Source organism: Caproiciproducens faecalis, assembly GCF_019448085.1.
Taxonomy (GTDB): Bacteria; Bacillota; Clostridia; order Oscillospirales; family Acutalibacteraceae; genus Caproiciproducens; species Caproiciproducens faecalis.
The window spans coordinates 129,246-150,267 of record NZ_JAGFNZ010000005.1 but is presented as its reverse complement, the minus strand read 5'-3'; the positions used below and the strand labels follow the sequence as shown (position 1 = coordinate 150,267).

Sequence of the window (21,022 nt, the reverse complement as noted above, 5' to 3'; positions counted from 1 at the left end):
GCACATAACTTCTCTGCTCCCTCGAAAATAATCACCCTTTCGCCAGCGTGGCCAGCTCAAACAGCGTATTCATGCACTCAATGGGCGTCAGGGTATTGACGTCCAGCTTTTTGAGCCTGTCCATAATGTCCGTCTCGTTGGGCGGGGTAATCATCAGCTGCAAGTCCTCCTGCGCTTCTTCTTTGTGCCCGCGCCGTTTCGGCATAGACACCTGCTGCCCGCTTTCCAGCTCGGCAAGTACCTGTTTGGCTCGGTTCACAATTTTATTCGGCACACCGGCAAGCTTTGCAACTTCAATCCCGAAGCTGTCATCCGCACCGCCGCGCACAATCCGGCGCAGGAAGGTGATGTCGTCGCCGCGCTTCTTGACAGCGATATTATAATTTTTCACACCGTCAACCAGCTCTTCCAGTTCCGTCAGCTCGTGATAATGGGTTGCAAAAAGGGCTTTTGCGCCCAAAAGCTGCTTGTTGGCGACATATTCCAGAACAGCGCGGGCAATGCTCATCCCGTCAAAGGTTGAGGTTCCCCGCCCGATTTCATCCAAAATTAGAAGGCTCTTGTTTGTAGCATTTTTGATAATATCCGCAACCTCGGACATCTCCACCATAAAAGTCGACTGGCCGGAGGCCAGATCATCCGAAGCTCCCACACGGGTAAAAATACTGTCCGTAATCCCGATTTCCGCATAGGAAGCAGGGACAAAACACCCGATCTGAGCCATAATCACAATCAGTGCGGTCTGGCGCATGTAAGTGGATTTTCCGGCCATGTTCGGGCCGGTAATGATGGCGACCCGGTTTTCGTCCCTGTCGAGCGTAACGTCGTTCGGCACAAAGGGAGCATCGAGCAAAATCTCGACAACCGGATGGCGGCTTTCTTTTAAAATGATTTTTCCGTCCAGATTTACAATCGGACGTACATAATGCTGTACCGCCGAAACCTGTGCAAAAGAGGTCAGTACGTCGAGCCTTGCAATCGCGTCGGCTGTTGACTGTACACGGGTCAGCTGGGCGGCCACATTGTTTCGGACAGCGTCAAACAGCTGGAATTCCAGCTGTACGGACTTTTCGTGCGCACCGAGGATTTTTCCCTCCAGCTCCTTGAGCTCGGGGGTAATGAAGCGTTCGCAGTTGGTAAGGGTTTGTTTGCGTATGTATTCCGGCGGCGCCTGATCCTTATAGGAATTACTGATCTCAATGTAATATCCGAACACCCGGTTGTAGCCGACTTTCAGTTTCGGAATCCCCGTTTTTTCCCGCTCCTGCGCCTCAATCTGGGCAATAATTCCGCGCCCGTCGCTCATATCGCCTTTCAAAAGGTCCAGTTCCGCATTGTAACCGGGCTGAATCATCCCGCCTTCCCGAATGGAAAACGGAGGTTCTTCCACAATCGCTCGGTCAACCATCTGATAAACGTCCTCCAGAAGATCAATCTGCTGTTCAATCTCTGTAAGGAGGTTTGACTTTACACTCTGCAGCAAAGTCTTCAGTGCGGGCAGCCGCATGACTGCGGACGACAGCGAACGCAGTTCCCTGCCGTTGGCGGAACCGTACACAATCCGGGACATCAGTCGCTCCAGATCGTGGATTCCGGTCAGCTGTTCGGCGATGGCATCGCGCAGTATGGCGTCCCCCGCCAATTCCTCAACCGCGTTTAAACGGCGGTTAATCTGTACCGGACTTAACAGCGGCTGTTCAATCCAGCTGCGGATCAGGCGCTTGCCCATTGCGGTGCGTGTTTTATCAAGGACCCAGAGCAGGGAGCCGCGCTTTTCCTTGTTGCGCATCGTTTCCAGCAGTTCGAGATTGCGCCGCGCACTTAAATCCAGATGCATAAACTGTGCCCCAGTGTAAAGGTCTATGCCATTAATGCGCTCAATTCCCACGCGCTGTGTGCGTTTAAGATAGGAAAGCAGCGCACCGATGGACTGCACGATTCCGGTTTTGTCGGAAAGGTTCAGATCACCCAGACTTTTGGAATGAAACTGTTCCAGTACCATCGAAGAACAGTTATGCGGCTCAAACTCAGTGTCGTCCAGCAATTCCAAACTGGCGGAAAGACGCTCCCGAATAAATTTCGGAAGCTCTTTCAGTTCCAGCGTATTTTGGTTGACCAGAATCTCTCGCGGTGAAAATCGGGAAAGCTCATTTTTGATCTGCTCCGTCAAATCCCCGCCCGAAAGAGCGGTTGCGTGCAGCGCACCGGTAGAAATATCCGCAAAGCAGATTCCGGCATCCGTCCCCTCGATGCAGAGTGAACAGATAAAATTGTTGCGAGCCTCGTCCAGCATGCTGCTTTCCAGCACCGTACCGGGCGTAATCACGCGGATAATGTCGCGCTTCACAAGACCTTTTGCCAGCGCGGGATCTTCCATCTGTTCACAGATGGCGACCTTATAGCCCTTCGCAACAAGGCGCGCGACGTAGCTTTCATAGCTGTGAAAGGGAACGCCGCACATGGGCGCGCGCTCTTCCTGCCCGCAGTCGCGTCCGGTCAGAGTCAGTTCCAGTTCCTTCGACGCAAGTTTGGCGTCTTCATAAAACATTTCATAAAAATCACCAAGGCGAAAAAACAATATTGTATTGGGATTCTGTTTTTTGATTTCAAAATACTGCTGCATCATTGGTGAAAGATTTGCCATAACCTGCGTTTCATCTCCCGTTCATGTCTTTAAGCGAAATTAGTGGCAGCCTCCGCAGGAACCACAGTCTCCGCCGCAGGAAGAGGACTGCTCATAGTCGGTGGTTTCCGGGTCTTCGCCGTCTGCGGACTGGCCGATGATGGCGCTGACACGCTGAAGCAGAGCATCCATTTCTTCCTTGGCTTTATTGTAAGCGGTCATGTTTTCGTTCTGCATGATCTGGGCATAGACATGACGCAGTTCCTGATTCAACGCCTGCATTTTGTCGGTGTCCTGCTCAGACTTTTGTGTCTCATTGTTGATTGCCATTCTTTTCAGGTTGAACTCGCCGATTAAATCCTGAAGCTTCTGGTCGTCGTCGCTGTTCTGCTGTGCAAGCTTCATATTCAAATAACGCTGATCCTTCTGAATTTCCTTGCCGATTTCTCTTGCTAAGCTGATAATATCCATTTTAGTAACTCCTTAAATTTTTATTTATGATAATTGATTAAGCTCTCCATTTAAAATCCAGTTGCGGGCGGAAGTGATTTTTACATCGGCAAAACCGCCGATCAGACTTTCATCCCCCGGGAAATCCACAACAATATTGCCGTCGGTTCGCCCGAAAAGAAGACCGGTTTTTTCATTCTGCTCTTCCACCAGCACCCGCTGGACTGTGCCGACCATCCCGGCGCAGCGCGAAGCGGCAATTTTTTCCTGCTCACTGCAAAGCTCTGCAAACCATTTTGACTTTTCCTTGGCGGGAATCGGGTCCGGCATCTTTGCCGCTCTTGTCCCCACGCGCGGGGAATAGATAAAGGTAAACAGCGAAGTGAACTCCACCGTTTGAATCAAGCTGACTGTGTCGAGGAATTCCTCGTAGGTTTCCCCCGGAAACCCGACAATCACATCGGAAGTCAGGGAAAGATCCAGGATCTTTTCCCTGGCATAAGCAATCAGGTCAAGATATTTTTCACGGGAATACCCGCGGTTCATTTCCTTAAGCACCCTGTTGTTTCCGGACTGGAACGGCAGGTGAAGATGGTGGCTGATGTGCCTGCCCTGCGCAATCGTATCAATCAGCTCGTGGGTTGCGTCCTTCGGGTGCGAGGTCATAAAGCGGATGCGGTAATCGCCGTCCACCGCGTCAAGCATTTTTAAAAGCTGAGAAAAATTCACAGGCTCGTCCAGATGCTTACCGTAGGAATTGACATTCTGTCCCAAAAGGGTAATATCCTTATACCCGGCGTCCACAAGACCTTTGAACTCCTCCACAATTGCCTCCGGCGTTCGGCTGCGCTCCCTGCCGCGTACATAGGGTACAACACAGTATGAGCAAAAATTGTCACAGCCATACATAACCGTAAGCCAAGCTTTTGTGTTTCCGTCGCGGTGAACCGGCAAGCCTTCAACAATCTGTTTGTCTTCGCTGTCGTCGCCCCGCTCAAACACACGGCGGCTCTGAGTAATGGTAGTAAACAAAAGCTCGGGAAGTTTATGAATGACATGGGTGCCAAATACCAGATTGACGAAAGGGAAGCTTTTTCGGATACGTTCGGCGACATGCTCCTGCTCCATCATGCAGCCGCAAAGAGCGATAATCAGAGACGGATGCCGCCGTTTTACATTTTTCAGCGCTCCCACATTGCCGAACACCCTGTCTTCAGCATGTTCGCGCACTGCGCAGGTATTAAAAATGATGAGATCCGCCTCATCTTCTCGATCAGTAAAAGAAAATCCCATTTCCTCAAGCTGACCCTTTATTTTTTCACCGTCGGCAACATTCTGCTGACAGCCATAAGTGTGCACCAGCGCCATTGGTACGGCGCCGCGCGCTCTGACTGCCATGATCTGCGAAACGTCGCTGATGAATTCAGCCTGAGGACGCACCGGCTGCGTCCGGGCCGGAAATTGATCTGCCAAAAGGATAGCCCTCCTATATTGTATGGTATGAATTGATTATATCATGTTGCTGTGGTTACTTCAAGAAAAAGACGCAAAAAGCCCTGCCTCCGGGGAAACGGCGGCAGGGAAAAAGAGAAAGGCTTATTTTGCTTTATACATCCACGGGATGGTGCGCCAGACCGTGATGCGGCGCTTCAGCGCTTTGTCCGTCTGTCTGCCCGTACTAAGCAGTTTGTCGTACCCCGCAACGCGCAGATAGCCGCGCACCGCGTTATAACCCGCGCCTTCCTTCAGCATCACGTCTATCCCGTTCATCACAGTCAACGGCAGCTTTTGATGTTCAAACAGCTGTATAAGCTCCGCGTCATCCCGCCGGGCGGCTTTAATCATATCAAAAATGCGGAGCATGGCGTCGGTATGCTGAAAAATATTCTTACCGATCGATTTCTGTTTGCCGCGCTTCAGTTCATAAACGGTATCACGTTTAATAATCGTCGGAGACTGCGCAATCGTTTCCGCAGACAGAAGGCAGCGGAAAACAAACTCCTCCGCGTAACCGTGGCTGCAGGAATCGAAAAAGTAAATCTGCCTGTCCAGTAAAAACTTTCTCCGGAGCATGATGGCGGAAATATCGATATGAATGGCATCGTTTAGAATGCTTTTCAAATACTGAGCACCGCTCTCCTGACGGATTGCCCTGCTAATCAGCCGGCGCTCCGCGGCATGGGATTCCTCTTCACTGATGCTGCCGAACACAAAATCCGCCGAAGTACGCGCCGCGGTTTCCAGATATCCGCTGATAAAATCGCGGTAAAGCCTGCGGGCAAAGATAAACGTGAGGTAATCCCCGCCGGATTTCTGGATTCCTGTATTTAAAGCCGCGGCAACGGTTCCGTCGCCGTTCTGAATGACAAAACCACGAAGCTTCAGTTCTTTGATTAGCTGAACGGCTTCCCAGACCGTTCTGTCTGCAGAGCCCATATCCACCACGATAAATTCTGCTTCCAGCCCGGCCGCCTGCGCGGCAATCGAACGTAATACTCCTGAGATTTCCTGTTCAACATTTCTTACCGGAACAATAATGGAAAGCTTTGTAATCTGCATTACCGAACCTCCTTTACTGAATCTGTAACCAGTATATCATATTGTGAAGAATAGAAAAGATGAAAACTGACAGTTATCTTTCCCTAATTCGAATTTCTTTCAGTGATATTCGCTTTTTCGTCCTCCGGATGCTCTTTAAAGTAACGCCCAGCCGTATAAATCTTGCTGTCATCGATAAAATGAGTCAGACGAAGAACGATTTCTTCCGGCGACTGTTTCATGCCGCAGCGCGCCCACTGGATCACCATTCCAACCAGCCCGTAGGAATAAAATTCCGCGATAAACACCTTGTCTTCCGCGGCGATCCCACTGCCCTGTGACACCGTATCCAGCATTTCGCTGATTAGATTCTTGGTCACATTGAAAAAGTAATCCTGAAAAGCGTTCTGCCCGGTAACGCTTAGGGCGTTTGTGTAAAAATACTGCTCATTCTTCATCGTTTTCAGGACATCAAGCACTACGCTGTTCCACTCTTCCAGAGATCTGTGCTGTGTAACGGCAGAGACCACCTCATTATAATAAATCCAGTCCACCAAATCATATTTGTCCTTAAAATGATAGTAGAAGGTCTGACGGTTAATCCCGCAGTGTTCTACAATATCGGCAACCGATATTTTCTGCAGCGTTCTTTTTTTCATCAGTTCTTTTATGGAAGCAGCAATCGCCTTTTTGGTAATAAGTGAATCAGACATAATATATTCTCCCGAAATCCGTTCGACGATTATGTAATGCGGCTTACGCCCCGAACCATTGTTTTATTTCATTTTATCAGTATTATCATATTTTTTCAATATGCCGAAAATGAATCACATTTTTTTACAATAGTACTTGCATTCTCCTATAAAATATGATATTATAACAAAGCTGTTTCAAACAACATATGGGGCATTAGCTCAGCTGGGAGAGCGCCACACTGGCAGTGTGGAGGTCAGCGGTTCGATCCCGCTATGCTCCACCAAAGCAAGATTATCCGAACTTCGTCTTTTCGGCGAATTGGTTCGCGGTAATCGTTAAAAGGCCGCATAGCCAGCGGTAAACAAATTCCCCCTGTAAACTTTAATTAGTTTGCAGGGGGATTTGTTGTTGCACTAGGGTTGCAGGATTGAAAACAGAATGGTTTCATCGATGGTAACTGACTTTACTTACTCAACAGGAATGGATATATCAAGCTTTTCCTGCGTTACCTTTAGGTTTCTTATTAGGCGCTCATCAGTGGGGTTAAGGGCAAGGGCTGCCTTGGCGTGAGCTACTCCCTGTTCGTACAAACCAAGCCAGTAGCAGGCGATGGTACATAAATCATCGGGCGTGTAGTCCCATGCAAAAGCCTCATTAAGATACTTTAGAGTTTTATTCTTTATCTTTAAAGCTTCCTCCGCATAAAAATATTCTGCCAGCCAATCCTTTTCATGATATGCAATTTGGGCCAGTTCAATATATGGTTCTCGTAAGAATGGGGCTTCGGCTATGGCTTTATGCAGCCATCTCTTTTGTTCATATGAATTTCCCAATGCTCCGTACGCCCTTGCAATAAAGCGCATGGAGGCGGAGCGTTCCTCATCCCAAGAAGAGATGTTGGGGTCGAGATATTTTGTCAGGGTTTCGATGCACTTTTCCCAATCCTGATGAAACATGTACTCTCTGCCCAGATAATGAAGGTTACGTGAATCATTTGGATTTTCTTTTACCGCAAGTTCCAACAAGGGCAGATTAAGGCTTCTATCTTTCGTGGCATCGGGAAAATGATTATAAACAAGCCCTTCCACGAAAACCTGCTTTTCTTTACCGGGTCCGGTGTACTCCAATACCTCGTGAGTAGGATAAATCCAGTGAAAATTATGCCGTGCATGGATTCTCTGGTGTGTGTACTGAACAGCAGGAGTACCATCTGCATTAAAACTCCAATTATATAAGTATAAGCCTCTGGTAGTATCCTTCTGCCATGCGCTTTCCAGTTTTTTTCTCCAGCCAAGTTCAATTACATCATCCAAATCAGAGGAAACACAAATATCTACATCATCGGGAATCAATTCCAAGCAGTAATTTCTGCTGTAATCAAACCGGAACGGATCAATCTCATAGCTGTAAACAGTCGCTCCACGCTGCCGCAGTTTTTCTATAGTGTGGTCGGTGGAACCCGTGTCTACCACAATGACACTGTCAGCCTCACTGACATGATCCATCCAGCGGTCAACAAACTTCTCTTCATTTTTGCAAATTGCATAGGCACAAATTTTATAGCTCAATTCATCGCCCTCTTCCATAAACTGTATCGCCGGCTGATAGCTGGTAAATTCGCGCTGCGGTATATACCACCAAAAGTGCAGCGAGGCTCCGGCGAGAAATCCTCGTGCTGTAATTCTAATTCTATATTAAAACCCGGAGTACCTGCATGACGCGGGTGCTCCGGATTAATATATGCGGCAAATCCACCGTGTTTCTCAAAAGTCTTTAAACACTTCGATCATTTTCTGAACCTAATCAATTCCAAGGCCTCCGCTGACAAACCCGGTTAATGTTGTGGCAATATCAATACCCGCTGTGACACTGGCGGAGACAACAAACATCAGACGAGTGTCCGCCGTTACCGGGATTGAAAGTCCAGTCACTAATCCACTTGAAGTTTGGCCGATATTCACTAACCCCGTCAATGCCGGAGTGAGAGTAACGAGTGCTCCGGCAACAGGAGCAAAGCTATCGTTTGGAGTTGTTGAACTATACAACTGTGTCGTTATTGTAACAGTACTGCCAATGAGAGACGCTGCTGCTGCAACACTGTAATATGCAGACATCGATGTGATTGTACCATCTCGTGGCATTGAGAATGCAAGACTTGAGCTTCCTCCAATATCAATCAGGCCGCCTACAATCAGAGCAGTATCATTGCTTCCAAATCCCACAAGTGCATTGGTACCTGCCAGCCCACCTAGAACTGTAGTTACGGTTGTCACTGCGCCAGAAGCAAACGGAATAATTGCTCCTGCACCAGTGGCACCAGTTGCTCCAGTTGCTCCTGCCGGGCCCTGCACTCCGGCTGGACCTGCTGCTCCGGTTGGGCCTGTGGCTCCGGTTGGACCTGTATCTCCGGTTGGGCCTGTGGCTCCCGTTAGGCCTATATCTCCTGTTGCCCCTGTGGCTCCGGTTGGGCCTGTGGCTCCCGTTGGGCCTGTGGCTCCCGTTGGGCCTGTGGCTCCGGTTGGGCCTGTGCCTCCCGTTAGGCCTATATCTCCTGTTGCCCCTGTGGCTCCCGTTGGGCCTGTGGCTCCCGTTGGACCCGTGCCTCCCGTTGGGCCTGTGGCTCCCGTTAGGCCTATATCTCCTGTTGCCCCTGTGGCTCCCGTTGGGCCTGTGCCTCCGGTTGGACCTGTACCTCCGGTTGGGCCTGTGCCTCCGGTTGGACCCGTGCCTCCAGTTGGGCCTGTGCCTCCGGTTGGACCTGTGCCTCCAGTTGGGCCTGTGCCTCCAGTTGGACCTGTCGGACCGGTTGGGCCTGTCGGGCCGGTTGGGCCTCCTGCGCCTCCCGTTGGACCTGTCGGGCCGGTTGGACCTGTGCCTCCGATTGGACCAGTTGGACCCGTTGGGCCTGTTGGACCTGTTCGGCCTGTCGGACCGGTTGGGCCAATACAGCAGCATCTGTGGTCACAATCGTGTCTGTGACCATCGCAGTCACAATTTTTTAAACTTTCATTTTGATATATATTCATGTGTTGATCCTGCAAGGAAAAATATTTGTCAGACATAGGCAAATCTCCCATATTATAAATTTATCGCGCTGAATTGTATGTCTTTACTTTCATAATATGTCCGCTCTCAAAAAAGGTGCCTTGCACGTTGCTGTGCAAGGCACCTAAATGAATATTTGGCCTGTGCTGGAATGTTTCCTTCGTCTTATGCCTGCTCCTCACCCATGATTAGATTGGCATCCGTCTACAGCTTAGCAAAGAAATAAGACTTTATCTTGTTTTAAGGGATGGTTATGAAAACAGTAACAGCAACTCCTCGACTTAACGCTCCTACTCCTTGACTTGTGGTAATTTGCACTGATAAAAGTGATGCCTGCAACACAGGAACACTTCCAAAGCCAGTTGCAAAACAATTGGGTGTAGCCAAAGCATTTGGTCCGTCAACTGTAGCAGTTATACCTGTGCTTGTTGGGGTTTCAAATCCACATGGGCTGGTAAAAATTGTAGCTGTAACCGTATCTCCATCTACTAATGGATTATCTCTGATATTTAGCACTAATCCGACAATCGTAGCGTTCACCGGCAATGTTACCGAGCTTGTAGTAAATAATGGGCCACCTGAAGAGGTTCCCAATCCAACCCATCCTCCACTACTAATTGATTGGTCCGTCGCTAAATAGATTGTTGAGCCGCCTGGCCCTGTGGGACCTGTCGGGCCGGTTGCTCCCGTGTCTCCCGTTGGCCCTGTCGGGCCTGTTGGACCTGTGGGACCAGTTGCTCCTGTGTCTCCCGTTGGCCCTGTGGGACCGGTCGGACCGGTCGGACCGGTTGCTCCCGTGTCTCCTGTTGGCCCTGTCGGACCGGTCGGACCTGTTGCTCCTGTGTCTCCCGTTGGACCTGTGGGACCGGTCGGACCTGTTGGGCCGGTCGCTCCTGTGGGACCGGTTGCTCCTGTGTCTCCCGTTGGCCCTGTGGGCCCTGTCGGACCTGTGGGACCTGTTGGACCTGTTGGGCCTGTTGGGCCTGTGCCTGCTCCCGTCGGGCCTGTCGGACCGGTTGCTCCTGTGCCTCCCGTTGGACCTGTCAGTCCGGTCGCTCCTGTGCCTCCCCTTGGACCGGTCGGACCCGTTGGGCCCGTTGGGCCAATACAACGACATCTGCAATCACAATCGCATCTGTGGTCGCAATCGCATCCACGGTCACAATCGTGTCTGTGATCATCGCAATCACAGTTTATTAGACTTCCATTTTGATATATATTCATGTTTTGATCCTGCAAGGAAAAATATTTGTCAGACATAAACTAGTCTCCCATATAAAAATTTCATGTTGCTAATTGCATATGGAATCACTTTTATAATATGTTTGTACTATATGTAAGGTGCCCACACTATGCCTGCAGGTTACCATTTGACTGAACTACAAAACCCCTGTCCAGTTTCGTTTGGACAGGGGCGCATAAAAAAGTTTTGTTTTTTCTGTCTATTCACCAGTTCACTAAGCCGAAGGTTTTGACTGTCTGGATTTAACTGACCGCGCCCGATAACGGATACTCTGCTAAAATTGTTTTCTTTGAATCGTACCAATTATGATAGGCAAGCTGCAGCCTTTTTACTTCAAACTCTCCAAAATCGTATTCCGCGTATTCCGATAAGACTCGGAGCAATTCCGTTCTGTTCTGGAGCTTATCTGAAAAGCGCGATATCGTGATGTGTGAGGATATCGTTTCATATCGCTCATCCAAGGGCAGGCGTTCACTGTGAAGCTCTTTCCGGATACTTTGGCGGATCTGTGCAAGTGTTTTCTGATAGTAACCCTTGACCAGAATTGCATTTGGGCTGGGTATAATCCCCTTTAGGAATATGCTGAATGAAGGAAACGAAGATAATACTTTAGTCAGAACATTGTTATAGCTGTCTACCAGAGAGCTGGTATAAACATAATCCGGTTTTGCAGCAAGAACATCCAGTACCGTGATATGTAAGTCGGGTGTGGGATAATAGTATTGACCCGGTTCTGCCTTGCAAAGCTTATGTTCAACTTTCACGATTTGTTCTGCCACTTCATTAGGGACGCGGATGAGCAAGGAAATTCCCATCCGGGTATCGCTCGCCGGATGCTTTAAGAAATTATCCCTTTGTTCCCGGCAGTCCCCGATGCAGGTAATTCCCCGCGTCTGTATCTCCGAGTAAAGATTTGACAGCTCCACTTCAACACCCCAACGCTATTTCCTATTTTCACAAAATTCCGCTATATGAGAATCCATTTCTACAATCCAAATTTTTGTCTGACTTCTGAAAACGGAATCACAGCTTCCGGGTGAACGGTATGGTTTCCAATCATCTTTTCCATCCAAATCATATCATACCATTTATCAAATTTATATCCGCATTGCGTAAAATGCCCTATGACCTTGTACCCAAGGTGCTCATGGAATCTGACACTGTCATTCGTCAGATGTCTGTCTTCCACATTTGCAAACGCAATACAGGCATTCATATTCAAAATATGCTGTTCCTTTGCAATTTCTTCCAAGAGAAGATATAATTTTTTTCCGATACCTTGCTTTTTACAATTCATTTTCAGATAAACGGATGTTTCAACCGCCCAGTCATAGGCTGCCCTTTTATGGAATGCTGACACATAGGCATACCCTATCGGGACGCCGTCTGCTGTTGCAACAAGGTAAGGATAACGTTTGAGGGTATTTCTGATCCGACTTCTGAATTCTTCGGCAGTTGGGATCTCATATTCAAAGGTAATCGCAGTATCACGCACATACGGGGCATAAATCGCCAAAAGTTCCTCTGCGTCCTGCTCCGTTGCCACACGAATTTTCACATTTTCCATATTTGCTCCTTTGTTATTGAAACCATCTTCCGGAAGCCCCGTAGGATGGTGGAGTTTTTTAACAGAACCATCATACCACACAATTTGTTCAAAGAAAAGACTGCCATGCTGTTGGCGATAGGATGCATTTAAGCCACAAATCATGAAGCATTCTTTATAAAATAAACCAGGAGCCAAAAGTTCCTGGTTTTTGATATTAATCTCATTGCCAGCAGCGGCACTTTTTCCGAATGTCACTCAGAAGCCATGGCTTCTGCACGCGTTCTGTGAATCGTACCTTTCGGATGCTGCGGCGGCGCATAAATGGAATATAATTTTATAGGCACGCGGCCGGTATTAATGAGATTGTGCCATGTTCCTGCGGGAATGATAATGGCGTATCCTTCCGATACTCTTTTCTGAAAATCCAGGTCATCTCTTCTGTTCCCCATCTTCACAAGTCCCTGGCCCTGCTCAATGCGCAGAAACTGGTCAACGTTGGGATGGATCTCCAGCCCTATTTCTCCACCGACATTAATGCTCATTAAGGTAAGCTGCAAATGGGTTCCCGTCCACAGCGCCCTGCGAAAATAATTGTTTTGCAAAGTTGCCTGATCGATATTGATAACAAACGGTTCCGGCCCGTAATCTATTAACGCCGTAGCGTCTGAATTTGTGCTACCCACACAAGGGTATCTTCTGTTCACTTTCAGTCAGCTCCTTCATAATACCTGTACATCATTATATGAACATGATTTCGGGGGTGTGCTTTACAGCTGAATTCGTTCTGGAAAAATTCGGATTGGAATTTATAAGTATCATTTCAAACAAACTGTAATAATCCGGATTCAGAAAGGGGAATCTATGTATGAGGTGATTATTTTGAAAGTTAAGGAAATCATGTCCACAGACGTTGCGAGCCTGAATTCAGATGATTCTATTGAAAAGGCCGCACAGTTGATGAAGCAATACGATGTGGGGTCCATCCCTGTCTGTAATCACGAACAGATTATCGGCATTGTCACCGACCGGGACATTGCTCTGCGGGCGACCGCTCACGGACAAAATTCCAAGGAAACCGTCCGTGACATTATGAGTGCTAACCCGGTTGTCGGCAGCCCCGACATGGATGTTCATGATGCCGCGAAAATTATGAGTGAAAAGCAGATACGCAGACTGCCGATTGTAGACCGCAACAGCCTGGTAGGAATCGTGGCTCTGGGAGATATCTCTGTACAACCTACCCAGCAGGACAATGCCGAGGAAGCTCTGAAAAACATCTCGCAGCCGCGCCAAGGCTCGTAGGCAAATCCCGGAAATAAGAAATTCTACGCACCCCATTGCCGTACTTCAACAGTATTTACACTGACGGCAGGGGTGCATTGTATTTGTAAGAAATCAAATAAATTGGGTACACTATATTTTATAAATTAAGGAGGTATCAATTCATGAGCGATATACAGAAACGTAAGTTAAAACTGAAAGATGTAGATTCCTTTTTCACTAGCGACGAAGTTATCTCCGCAACGGAATGCACCGGTCTGATACAGACCCCACCGATTTCTGAAGAAGAGGCGGAATCGTATACGCAGATTTACCATGTTCCAAAACCGGAAAACGACGAGAACAACGGACTGCAACACGAATAAATAGTACTGGAAAAACGATTACAACCACCACCGTTCCTGCATATCATAGTGTTGAGGTGGATATTATGTTCAGAGTACCATATATCTGGTGGTGGTTCCCTCCGCGTTATCCAAGAGTTCCAAGGTCGCAGCGTTTGCGCAGATGGATGTGGTCACGCGGCCGCCGCTAACAGCTTTATCTTTCCGCCGCCGTTGATATTTGATTCATCGGCGGCTTTTTTGATCCATCCACACCCGAAGCAGCGTCAACGGCGTAAACAGTTGACTTTTTTTCAGCGGCTGATTATAATAAACAGGAAATTTGCGTTGTATCCAGCAATGGAACAGCAGCAGGAGGTAATAGAATTGAATAAACAATCCGCAAAGTTTGGGGACTTTGTCCTGACGGCTCTGTTCGCCGCCATCATTCTGGTACTGGCTTTCACACCGATTGGTTTTATCAATCTGGTAATCATCAAAGCCACCATCATCCACATCCCGGTCATCATCGGCTCTATTTTACTGGGCCCGAAGCGCGGGGCAATTTTGGGCGGAATTTTCGGGCTGACAAGCCTGATAAGCAACTATATGACTCCGTCCGTTCTGTCGTTTGCGTTCTGTCCCTTCATTCCGGTTCCGGGAACTCCGCACGGCAGCCCTCTGGCTTTCGTCATTTGCTTTATCCCCCGTATTCTGGTGGGCATAGTGCCGTATTATGTGTATCAGTTGGCACAAAGGCTTTCAAAGAACAACCCGAAGGGAGAATACCTTTCCCTGACACTTGGCGGAATTTCAGGTGCTCTTACCAATACGATTCTGGTGATGAGCCTGATTTATTTTCTGTTTAAAGAGGCCTATGCAACCGCGAAGTCCATCCCGGTCAGCGCGGTAACAGGCGTCGTGCTCGGCATTGTAGGAACAAACGGCCTTCCGGAGGCTTTGGTGGCCGCCGTGATTACCGTCGCGGTTTGTAAACCGCTCCTGAAGCTGAGAAAAAAAGAGTACGCAAAAGTACAGGATGTTCCAAATAGAAAATAAGTAGGTGCTTTTTCATGATTCTTGCCATTGACGTTGGCAATACAAACACTGTACTGGGCTGCATGGATGATGATAAAATTCATTTTACCGCCCGCTTTGCCACGGATCGAACAAAGACAAGCGACGAATACGCCATTCTTGTGCAGAATCTTTTCATGGTCAACCGCTGCACTTTTTCTAAGATAGAAGGCGGAATCATTTCTTCGGTTGTTCCGGAGCTTTCGTTAGTTCTGCAGGATGCGATTGAAAAAGTCACCGGTAAAATCTCACTGATTGTCGGTTCCGGTGTAAAAACCGGGCTGAATATCTTAATTGACAATCCGGCACAGCTCGGCAGCGACCTTGTAGTGGACGCGGTAGCCGCTTACGCCGAATACCCCAAACCCGCCATCATTTTCGACATGGGCACCGCCACTACGCTCTCCGTTTTGGACATACGCGGAAACTATATTGGCGGCATGATTATGCCGGGTGTCCGTGTCGCGATGGAAGCCTTGTCCAGAGAGACCGCGCAGCTGCCTCACATTAGCCTGGAGGCTCCCAAAAGGATCACAGGGACGAACACCGTGGACTGTATGAAGAGCGGCGCTATCTTCGGGAATGCCGCCATGCTGGACGGGGTCATCGACCGGATTGAGGAAGAACTTCGGCAGACAGTCACCGTAATTGCGACGGGCGGGCTTGCGCGCCACATTGTACCCTACTGCAAACGAAAAATCATCCTGGACAATGATTTGACCCTGAAAGGCCTATACATCATTTATAAAAAAAATATCAAATAATACACAGGGGGATGGAATCCGTTGGATTTCATCCCCCTGATTCTGTGAAATCTGCTGAACGGTTCATCAGAACCTCCGCAGTGGAAAAAGCTGACAGCCGCAATACAAGAAAAAACCGGACATACTATCTTTACTGCAGCAATGTCAAATTTTTACGCACGGAGCAATGATTATATGGACAAAAAAGAAAAAGGACTGTCTGCGTGGCAGCTGACCATGATGGCGCTGGGAACAGTAATCGGAGGTTCCTTTTTTCTCGGCTCATCAGTGGCCATTCACGCGGCGGGCCCGGCAATTTTACTATCGTACATTTTAGCGGGAATATTGGTTTATTTTATCCTGTTTGCACTGTCTGAGATGACGGTCGCCAATCCGGACTCGGGTTCCTTCCGCACCTTTGCGGCTCAGGCTTACGGACAGGGGACGGGATTTGTGGTAGGCTGGGTGTACTGGACGGGCATGATCCTTGCCATGTCCAGCGAAGCTACCGCCGTCTCCATTCTTGTACGCGAATGGATTCCAAACATTTCCATTCCGCTGTTCGGAGGGTCAATTATTATTGTTGTAACCGTCTTGAATTTGCTGGGGGCGGACAAACTCAGCAAATTGGAAAGCGGTCTGGCGGCCATTAAGCTATTGGCGATCGTCTTGTTTGTTGTGATCGCCGCATTCCTGATTTCCGGCCTGTTCCCCGGCAGCCCGGCAGTCGGTACGGGAGTCCTTGCAACCGAATCACTGATGCCGGGAGGAATCAAAGGGATTGCCGGAAGCATGCTGATTGTCATGTTTGCCTACGCGGGCTTTGAAATTATTGGTCTTGCTTCTTCGGAAGCGGAAAATCCGCAGGAAACCGTTCCAAAGGCAATCAACTATACGGTGATCTGTCTGGTAGGATTTTATATTCTTTCCGTTGCCGTGCTCCTGCCCCTGATTCCCACTGCCGAAATTAACGAAGACATGAGTCCTTTGGTTGCGGCGCTTAACAGAAGCGGCATCGGCTGGGCCGGCACCGCTATGAATTTGGTTCTGGTTACCGCCATCCTGTCCACTATGCTGGCTGCGATGTTCGGGCTCGGCCGAATGATGCGCTCACTTGCGGAAGAGGGGCTTGCGCCTATCTGGCTGAAGGACAATAAGGATGTCCCGCGCCGCGGAATTCTGTTTTCCGGCTTCTCCATGCTGGTGGGGCTGGGACTTGGCCTTCTGTTTCCCAGAGTTTATCTTTTTCTAATCAGTTCTGGCGGCTTTGCCCTTCTTTTTACCTATGTCATTATCATGGCGACCCATATTCGCTTTCGCAGGCGGCACGGCTGCCCTCCATGCGGAAAGTGCCAGGTAAAGGGATATCCTTATACCTCCCTGCTGGTTTTGTTCGCGTTAATTATCATCATGATGAGCATGCCGTTTGTCCCCGGCCAGGCATCCGGACTGATGGCGGGTATTTTTATGGTAATTTTCTATTCCTTGTGTTATATTGCAGTCAGACTGTATTACCTGTCCCATCATTCTGAAACCGCACACACCGATACGATCAATAAAAACTTTCAGAAAGATCTTTCCGCTGAATTCTCAAAAGAACTGACCCCTTCAAAAAATGCAGATCAAAAGAATGATCCAAATAAGAAATGAGGAAAATATTGATGCCGTTTTTAATTTGTTAACATTAATTTCTTAGAATTTTAAAAGCTGCTTCACCGTACAGTCATAAGAGGGCACTATACTTTAGTCATACCAAAAAGGTTTTGCTCCTCCTTTGAATAAAGAATATTTACTGCCGAACGCCTGTTGGTGCTGACGGAATACCGAACCAGCGGGCGGGCAGACTAACAGCAGGTTCCCCTTTGGGGATTCACATATATTCTCTTTCATTTTTCCTTCCCTCTTTTTGATTTGCCTGTGAAACAGGCGTGTTCTATCGGCAGCTCATACCGTATTCGGTTTGGGCTGCTTTTATTTTTGAGCAGAACCTTCTTTCCACCGTATGCTGCATATTATAGAGGGTAAGGAGGTGAATAAAACATGGCAAGAAGATTCATTCCCTTCTGGTGGTGGTTCCACCCAAGAAGACATCCGCCGAGACCGCCCCATCCTCCGGGGCCGCCTCATCCACCGAGACCGCCTCATCCACCGGGGCCACCTCATCCTCCGGGGCCGCCTCATCCTCCGGGACCGCCTCATCCGCCGGGGCCGCCCCATCCGCCGGGACCGCCCCATCCGCCGGGACCGCCCCATCCTCCGGGAGCAGGCAGATCCGGTCGTCCGCACGGACGCTAAAGTGCAGAGCGGGCAACAACGTCCCGCATTTAAAATAATTTTCCATTCATAAAATTGAACGATTCTGTAAAAATTAATCCTGAGGTGATTAATTTTTATGAACAGTCCGTATTGCGGTTGGAACAAGAACGACAAAGATGATTCGGCTGAAACCGGAGATTATGATTTTATGGAGTACAACGATAAGGATAAAAGTAAAAACGGCAGTGAAGAATGGAATTCTTACAAAAATTCCGTTCAGAACAACGCAAAGCAACAGAATTGAAAAAGCCGTCCCCGATGGTGGGACGGCTTTTTATCATCCTTGTTCCGTATGATTTTCCTCAAAAAGAGAATCCTAATGGCGAGGTGATGATATGTCCTATATAGGGCCGGCAGTAAAAAATAAATTTGACTCCCTTTCCAGGGATCTTCAGGAAGCGATTATGAAGCAGGATGTTAAGATAAACTCCATTCAGGATTTGATCCAATGCCTGGATTCCATTGTTACAAAGGGTTAGTCCTTTAGCATTGATTTTTAGAGTACGCCTTTCAAGGCGTACTTTTTTGTTAATATTTCTATTTCTAAGATCACACTATATATTTATAATTCTGTGTTATAATAAAATCAAAATATTTAGGAGGTGCTCTATTGAATACAAAGCAAAAAGCGATGCTGAAGAGTAAATTGTTGGTATACAAGGTTTGTTATCAGCAGGCAGAAAAACAGAAGGACCATAAACGGATGGATCAGATTGAAGTTTTCATAGACGAGCTCCAGGAAGAAATCGACGGTACAGACTAATAGCCAGTTAACGGCTGTTCACCCATAATACTGCCTCCGCTGGATAGAAACAGGTGCGGTTTGAAAAGCACGCCTGTTTTATACCCAGCCGGAGGTTTTTGTTTACATAGATATCACTTCCGCATTATAATAAAATAAGAAAAATTCATCATAGGAGGCAATTATGTCAAAAATTCGTATTGGGATCATCGGACTTGGAAATATCGCGCAAAAGGTTTATCTGCCGTATCTCTCCGCTGAGAGAAACTGGAAATTTGTCGGCGGATTCAGCCCTACGGAAAGCAAAAGGAGCCAGCTCTGCGGCATGTACCGTATCAAATCGTTTTCGAGCATAACGGATTTACTGCAGGAAACTGACGCCGTATTTGTCTCCAGTTCAACAGAATCCCATTTTGAAATTGTTACCGAAGCCCTGACACACGGCAAGGACGTCTATGTAGACAAGCCGCTCGCGGCCACAGGTGATGAGACGGAACAGCTGACGGAACTCAGCCTTCGATGCGGCAGGAAGCTGATGGTTGGGTTTAACCGCAGATTCGCGCCGATGTATGTTAAAGCAAAAAACATCCTGAATACAGGAACAGCAATCATTCGTCTGGAAAAGCATAGAACAGATTCTATCCGACCGGAAAATTATCAGTTAACCATGCTGGACGACTATATTCATCTGGTGGACACTGCGCGCTGGCTGGCGGAACCAAAAAAAGGCGCCATAATCAATGGTGCCTTAAAAACAAATGAAAATTTGGGTTTGATCTTCGCTCAGCACGGTTATCAGTCGGAAAACGGATCGTCCGTTTTTCTGAGCATGCACCGGAAAGCCGGCACTAATATGGAAAGAATGGAGCTGATTACAGAAGGGGCGCTGGTTCGGGTCAGGGATTTGGATACCTTTGAAACGGAAACGGGCGGTACAACGGAAACAGTAACCCCTCCCGCGTGGGAAACCATTCTGAAGCGCAAGGGGTTTGAAGACGCCATTCTCCACTTTATAAATTCTGTTGAAGGAAACACCCAGCCGCTTGTAAACGGCGAAGAAGCGCTGAAAACCCAGCGTTTGCTGGAAACAATGATAAAAACCGGCAATGCTTAAGCGGTGGCACACGCCGATTCAAATACGCGGTTAATATCTTCCACGATAGAGGAGTCAATCAGATTCTGCCCTGCCATATTTCTCATTAGGGCAATCGCCTTGCGATGTGACATGGGCGGGCGGTACGGTCTGTCTTCCGTGAGCGCCTGATAGATATCCACACAGCCCAGCAGGCGGGAATTAAAGTCCAGTCTGTCCGCGTCAAATCCGTACGGATACCCTTTTCCGTTCAGCTTTTCGTGATGATTGGCCGCCCAGTCGGCAATTTCTTCAAACCCTGTGATTCCTTCCAAAGTTTTGCGGGTGTAGAAAGTGTGGGACTGAATCACTGCTATTTCACTTGGTGTCAAGGTACCGGGCTTGTCCAGAATTTCATTGGGCACCATCAGCTTTCCCAGGTCGTGAAGGTCGGCGGCAATCCGCATTTTCCAGTAGGTATCCCGGTCAAACTGATAGTAATCACACAGAATTCCGGTTTTTTCACTGATTCCGCGGGAATGAGAACCGGTAAACGGCGACTTAGCATCGATGATATTACTGAATATACTGGAAACCGTGTGCATTTCCTGATAGCTGGATTCCCGGTGGAAACTGGGCATAATAGCACGCAGAGCCTGAAACACAAAGTTGTCGTCCATGTTCAGCCAAAATTCTATATTTCGGCTCAGTTCCAGAAAGACATCGACGAAATCCCTGTCAAAAATACAGGCCCTCTTGATCCATATTTCTATATCTGCTTTTTTCTTTCCCTCGGAAAAACAGATGGCAATGGAATCCGCCAAAGCAATAATTCTTGAAAACATGGGGATTTTCTTTCCGGAAATTCCGAAAAATCCGCTGCCGTCATAATGTTCATGATGATAAAGAATCACATTCGGCACTTTATGAAAGAACGGAAAAAAGACAATGTTTTTCTCGCCTTCCACACAGTGCATTCTGCTGAGTTCCGCTTTCTGGTAATTTCCGGGATCCGGCATCTGGATCAACGACTTCGTCACACCGTTGTCATGCAGAAGCGAATACGAAATCAGGTCAAACAGTTCCGTATTGGATAACCTGATTTTTTGTCCGATTCTTGCGGCAATATAGGCAACCCGTCTTCCGTGATTGGTAACGTCGCTGATTAAGTCCTTCTCAACATAATCCAGTGTATAAGAAAGAGAATTCAATAATTCATTTACATTAAAATCCATGATACCAATCTCCATAATTATTGTTTGGTAAATTATAGCATTTTTCTATCAATAATACAAGAAATCGACTTTTTATGACAGCATGGTAA

At 48.0% G+C, this 21,022-nt stretch carries 20 protein-coding genes, 1 tRNA gene and 1 pseudogene; 10 read left to right on the top strand and 12 right to left on the bottom strand.

Annotated elements, in window-relative coordinates:
* Positions 1-31: 31 nt before the first annotated feature.
* The 5 genes from mutS to dhaS form a co-directional block, all read right to left on the bottom strand.
* Positions 32-2,644: a DNA mismatch repair protein MutS gene (mutS, locus tag J5W02_RS12590; protein ID WP_219966046.1), complete on the bottom strand. Its 2,613-nt coding sequence runs from the start codon at positions 2,642-2,644 to the stop codon at positions 32-34.
* A 39-nt stretch (positions 2,645-2,683) separates the two neighbouring features.
* Positions 2,684-3,094: a YlbF family regulator gene (locus J5W02_RS12585; protein WP_219966045.1), complete on the bottom strand. Its 411-nt coding sequence runs from the start codon at positions 3,092-3,094 to the stop codon at positions 2,684-2,686.
* 24 nt (positions 3,095-3,118) lie between these two features.
* A complete protein-coding gene (gene miaB, locus J5W02_RS12580; RefSeq protein ID WP_255575747.1) occupies positions 3,119-4,546 on the bottom strand; it encodes a tRNA (N6-isopentenyl adenosine(37)-C2)-methylthiotransferase MiaB in 1,428 nt (475 codons plus the stop codon).
* A gap of 123 nt (positions 4,547-4,669) precedes the next feature.
* A complete protein-coding gene (locus J5W02_RS12575) occupies positions 4,670-5,632 on the bottom strand; it encodes a glycosyltransferase family 2 protein (protein ID WP_219966044.1) in 963 nt (320 codons plus the stop codon).
* 83 nt (positions 5,633-5,715) lie between these two features.
* Entirely contained in the window at positions 5,716-6,324 is a 609-nt protein-coding gene (dhaS, locus tag J5W02_RS12570) for a dihydroxyacetone kinase transcriptional activator DhaS (protein ID WP_219966043.1), read from the bottom strand.
* Between the two features lie 190 nt (positions 6,325-6,514).
* Here dhaS and J5W02_RS12565 point away from each other — a divergent pair.
* Positions 6,515-6,590: transfer RNA gene (locus J5W02_RS12565), tRNA-Ala, on the top strand.
* Positions 6,591-6,774: 184 nt separating this feature from the next.
* On the opposite strand, the gene J5W02_RS12560 is transcribed toward J5W02_RS12565, so the two are convergent.
* From J5W02_RS12560 to J5W02_RS12530, 6 genes and pseudogenes are all read right to left on the bottom strand, one after another.
* Positions 6,775-7,893 (bottom strand): tetratricopeptide repeat-containing glycosyltransferase, encoded by a 1,119-nt coding sequence (locus J5W02_RS12560; RefSeq protein ID WP_219966042.1) that lies wholly within the window; start codon positions 7,891-7,893, stop codon positions 6,775-6,777.
* 213 nt (positions 7,894-8,106) lie between these two features.
* Positions 8,107-8,658 carry an exosporium glycoprotein BclB-related protein gene (locus J5W02_RS14840; protein ID WP_330659760.1) on the bottom strand — a complete coding sequence of 184 codons (552 nt, stop codon included), beginning with the start codon at positions 8,656-8,658 and terminating at the stop codon, positions 8,107-8,109.
* A gap of 934 nt (positions 8,659-9,592) precedes the next feature.
* Positions 9,593-9,946, bottom strand: coding sequence for a hypothetical protein (locus J5W02_RS12550; protein WP_219966186.1), 354 nt, complete (start codon positions 9,944-9,946; stop codon positions 9,593-9,595).
* An 891-nt stretch (positions 9,947-10,837) separates the two neighbouring features.
* Positions 10,838-11,521, bottom strand: coding sequence for a 2'-5' RNA ligase family protein (locus tag J5W02_RS12540; protein ID WP_219966040.1), 684 nt, complete (start codon positions 11,519-11,521; stop codon positions 10,838-10,840).
* Positions 11,522-11,580: 59 nt separating this feature from the next.
* Positions 11,581-12,162, bottom strand: coding sequence for a GNAT family N-acetyltransferase (locus J5W02_RS12535; RefSeq protein ID WP_219966171.1), 582 nt, complete (start codon positions 12,160-12,162; stop codon positions 11,581-11,583).
* 233 nt (positions 12,163-12,395) lie between these two features.
* Positions 12,396-12,797, bottom strand: a pseudogene (locus tag J5W02_RS12530) (cupin domain-containing protein); the annotation flags it as partial.
* 226 nt (positions 12,798-13,023) lie between these two features.
* Here J5W02_RS12530 and J5W02_RS12525 point away from each other — a divergent pair.
* The 9 genes from J5W02_RS12525 (at position 13,024) to J5W02_RS12485 (ending at position 19,740) form a co-directional block, all read left to right on the top strand.
* Positions 13,024-13,446, top strand: a complete 423-nt coding sequence (locus J5W02_RS12525) for a CBS domain-containing protein (RefSeq protein ID WP_219966039.1) — start codon at positions 13,024-13,026, stop codon at positions 13,444-13,446.
* A 143-nt stretch (positions 13,447-13,589) separates the two neighbouring features.
* A complete protein-coding gene (locus tag J5W02_RS12520) occupies positions 13,590-13,790 on the top strand; it encodes a hypothetical protein (RefSeq protein WP_219966038.1) in 201 nt (66 codons plus the stop codon).
* Positions 13,791-14,135: 345 nt separating this feature from the next.
* Complete coding sequence (locus tag J5W02_RS12515; protein WP_255575746.1) at positions 14,136-14,807, top strand: ECF transporter S component; 672 nt, start codon at positions 14,136-14,138, stop codon at positions 14,805-14,807.
* 14 nt (positions 14,808-14,821) lie between these two features.
* Positions 14,822-15,589, top strand: a complete 768-nt coding sequence (locus J5W02_RS12510; RefSeq protein ID WP_219966036.1) for a type III pantothenate kinase — start codon at positions 14,822-14,824, stop codon at positions 15,587-15,589.
* 174 nt (positions 15,590-15,763) lie between these two features.
* Positions 15,764-17,218, top strand: coding sequence for an amino acid permease (locus tag J5W02_RS12505; protein ID WP_219966035.1), 1,455 nt, complete (start codon positions 15,764-15,766; stop codon positions 17,216-17,218).
* Positions 17,219-17,960: 742 nt separating this feature from the next.
* On the top strand, positions 17,961-18,128 hold the full coding sequence (locus J5W02_RS12500; RefSeq protein WP_219966034.1) for a hypothetical protein: 168 nt from the start codon (positions 17,961-17,963) through the stop codon (positions 18,126-18,128).
* Positions 18,129-18,219: 91 nt separating this feature from the next.
* Complete coding sequence (locus J5W02_RS12495) at positions 18,220-18,363, top strand: hypothetical protein (protein ID WP_219966033.1); 144 nt, start codon at positions 18,220-18,222, stop codon at positions 18,361-18,363.
* A 131-nt stretch (positions 18,364-18,494) separates the two neighbouring features.
* Positions 18,495-18,647, top strand: coding sequence for a hypothetical protein (locus J5W02_RS12490; RefSeq protein WP_219966032.1), 153 nt, complete (start codon positions 18,495-18,497; stop codon positions 18,645-18,647).
* Between the two features lie 163 nt (positions 18,648-18,810).
* On the top strand, positions 18,811-19,740 hold the full coding sequence (locus tag J5W02_RS12485; RefSeq protein ID WP_219966031.1) for a Gfo/Idh/MocA family protein: 930 nt from the start codon (positions 18,811-18,813) through the stop codon (positions 19,738-19,740).
* On the opposite strand, the gene J5W02_RS12480 is transcribed toward J5W02_RS12485, so the two are convergent.
* Positions 19,737-20,933 carry an HD-GYP domain-containing protein gene (locus J5W02_RS12480; protein WP_219966030.1) on the bottom strand — a complete coding sequence of 399 codons (1,197 nt, stop codon included), beginning with the start codon at positions 20,931-20,933 and terminating at the stop codon, positions 19,737-19,739. The genes J5W02_RS12485 and J5W02_RS12480 overlap by 4 nt on opposite strands.
* Positions 20,934-21,022 lie beyond the last annotated feature (89 nt).